Origin of the sequence: Promicromonospora kroppenstedtii DSM 19349 (assembly GCF_000515355.1) — a bacterium.
GTDB lineage: Bacteria > Actinomycetota > Actinomycetes > Actinomycetales > Cellulomonadaceae > Promicromonospora > Promicromonospora kroppenstedtii.
Genome location: NZ_KI911694.1, coordinates 81,266 through 83,737, shown reverse-complemented (window position 1 = coordinate 83,737; position 2,472 = coordinate 81,266). Strand labels below are relative to the sequence as shown.

Genomic DNA, 2,472 nt, shown 5'->3' with positions numbered 1-2,472 from the left:
GGGCCAGGAGGTGCGCCTGCGGGAAGCCGCGCACCGGGTCCTCGCCCGGCGCGAGCACCAGGCGGGCGACCTCGGTCACGCCGGACCGCCCGAGCAGGCCGAGCACGTGGCCGGGGGCGTACCGCCAGGCGGGCGACACCCGGTGGTCGAACGCCTCGCTGGTCCCGTCCGCGTCGTCGAGGGCCTGGAACGCGATCAGCAGGTGACCGCCGGGCGCGAGCACGCGGCACAGCTCGGCGAGCGTCGCCGGGAGCGCGTCGGGCGGCGTATGGATGACCGAGTAGTTCGCCAGCACCCCGGCGAGGCCCGCCGTGGGCACGTCGAGCGCGCCCATGTCGCCGACGTCGAACCGCACGCCCGGGTGCGCCGCACGGGCGATCGCCACCAGCTCTGGCGAGAGGTCGACGCCGAACGCGTCGACGCCGCGCTCCCGCAGGTAGCCGGTCACGTGCCCGGGCCCGCAGCCGACGTCGGCCACCTGGCCGCCGCCCGTCTGCCGGACCAGGTCGGCGAAGGCCTGGACCAGCACGTGGTTCAGCGGCTGGCCGGCGAAGGCCTCGCCGACGAACGCGGTGTAGGCCTGGGCCATGTCGTCGTAGTCGGCACGGACGGTCGCGAGCTGCTCGGAGGACGTCACGCGCCGCAGCCTAGACGTGAGCCGTCCGGCCTCGCCCCCGGCAACTGACTCCACTTCAGGAATATGTCCACTTCGTGGCGGACCATGGGGCAGTTTCACCCCCAATATCACAGGGTGAAACTGGGCGCGCATTAAACGCGAATATCCATTTCCCGTTGCAGAGTCCGTGTCGTGTGCTTAATGTATGGAACGCGAACACTGTTCCGCTCGCAGGTGATCATCCTGCGATTCCCGTTTTCCGGAAGGAAAAGCACCATGTCTGTTGTTGACATCGTCTCGACCCTGCTCGACTCCCTCGGCATCACCCTGGCGCAGATCCGCGTCCTGCTCGGCCTCTGAGCAGGGAGAACGAGGGCGCGGTGTTTTAAACCCGCGCTTGCAACATCCCCAGCCAAAGCGAATGCCCTCTGCGCAGAAAGCGCAGGGGGCATTCGTTCTTCTGCGCCCGCGCACACATTGTTGCGCGGACGCAAACTGACTTGACTGCATCGGGCATTTCAGGGTTGTCCGGCAATTTGCCGGCGTTGCTGACGCTCGGTCAGCTATTCGGCGGCTCCGGTTCAGCGACCGAGCTTTGTCAGGGCCGGCTTCTTGTCCATGTTGTGCAGCCCGTTCCACGCCAGGTTCACCAGGTGCGCCGCCACCTCCGACTTCTTGGGGCTGCGGGCGTCCAGCCAGTACTGGCCGGTGAGCGCGATCATGCCGACGAGCATCTGCGCGTAGAGGGGCGCGGCCTTGGTCTCCAGCCCGTTGGCCCGGAACTGCGGCTCCAGGATCGCCTCCACCTGGGTGGCCACGTCGCCGATCAGGCTGGAGAACGTGCCGGTCGCCTGGGCCACGGGGGAGTCGCGCACGAGGATGCGGAACCCGTCCTCGGACGACTCGATGTAGTCCAGGAGGGCCAACGCCGTCCGCTCCAGGAGCACCTTCGGGTGCCCGCCGGAGCCCAGGGCTCCCGACAGGGCGTGCGTGAGCGCCTGCACCTCGCGGTCCACGACGACGGCGTAGACGCCCTCCTTGCCGCCGAAGTGCTCGTAGACGACGGGCTTGGAGACCTCGGCGCGGGACGCGATCTCCTCCACGCTGGTGCCCTCGAAGCCCTTCTGGGCGAACAGGCCGCGGCTGACCGTGAGCAGCTGCTCACGCCGCTGGCTGGCCGTCATGCGAGGTCTATGGGTACGTCGGTTTTCGGCGGCCATGGGGTTCATTGTGCCCGAGCGGCCGTTCCGGGCGTTGCCTGGCGGCCCGTGTGCGCGGACGTGCGCGCGGATGTGCGCGGATGTGGCTGACGACTCCACCCCTCCGGCATGGGGCACACCCCGGGACCTGGCAGACTGTTCACGGACGTGCGACGGTGGCACACGCCTGCTTCGGGTCACGACGGAGCCTCCCGCGCGCCCGGTCCGCCTTGGTGTAATCGGCAGCACAGAGGTTTTTGGTGCCTTTAGTCCAGGTTCGAATCCTGGGGGCGGAGCCATCCGGATCTGACGAACCCACCGATCGGAGCACTCGTGACCGAGACACCTCAGCCGGCAGCAGTGATCGTCCTCGCCGCCGGCCAGGGCACCCGCATGAAGTCAGCGTTGCCGAAGATCCTGCACCCGCTCGGTGGCAAGCCGATGGTGGGGCACGCGCTGACCGCCGCGCGGGAGCTCCAGCCCGGTCGGGTCGCGGTGGTGGTCCGGCACGAGCGCGACCTGGTCGCCGAGGCGGTCGGGCAGCTCGATCCCGAGGCGATCCTCGTGGACCAGGACGAGATCCCCGGCACGGGCCGCGCCGTGCAGTGCGCCCTGGAGGCGCTCGACTCCAAGGCGCAGGCCGCCGCGGCCGCCGCC

At 69.4% G+C, this 2,472-nt stretch carries 4 protein-coding genes and 1 tRNA gene; 3 read left to right on the top strand and 2 right to left on the bottom strand.

Annotated elements, in window-relative coordinates:
• On the bottom strand, window positions 1-637 hold a 637-nt coding region (locus PROKR_RS17570), incomplete at its 3' end, for a class I SAM-dependent DNA methyltransferase (protein WP_036965125.1).
• Window positions 638-850: 213 nt separating this feature from the next.
• Between PROKR_RS17570 and PROKR_RS37870 the strand changes: the two genes are divergently transcribed.
• The gene (locus PROKR_RS37870; RefSeq protein ID WP_281171730.1) at window positions 851-976 is read left to right on the top strand and encodes a hypothetical protein; all 126 of its coding nucleotides are present in this window, start codon (window positions 851-853) and stop codon (window positions 974-976) included.
• Between the two features lie 221 nt (window positions 977-1,197).
• Here the strand turns inward: PROKR_RS37870 and PROKR_RS17565 are convergent, their stop codons facing one another.
• Window positions 1,198-1,800 carry a TetR/AcrR family transcriptional regulator gene (locus tag PROKR_RS17565; protein WP_036965123.1) on the bottom strand — a complete coding sequence of 201 codons (603 nt, stop codon included), beginning with the start codon at window positions 1,798-1,800 and terminating at the stop codon, window positions 1,198-1,200.
• A 239-nt stretch (window positions 1,801-2,039) separates the two neighbouring features.
• On the opposite strand from PROKR_RS17565, the gene PROKR_RS17560 reads away from it, so the two are divergent.
• Window positions 2,040-2,114: transfer RNA gene (locus tag PROKR_RS17560), tRNA-Gln, on the top strand.
• 34 nt (window positions 2,115-2,148) lie between these two features.
• The coding region (locus PROKR_RS17555; protein WP_281171728.1) for an NTP transferase domain-containing protein at window positions 2,149-2,472 on the top strand (324 nt) is incomplete at its 3' end.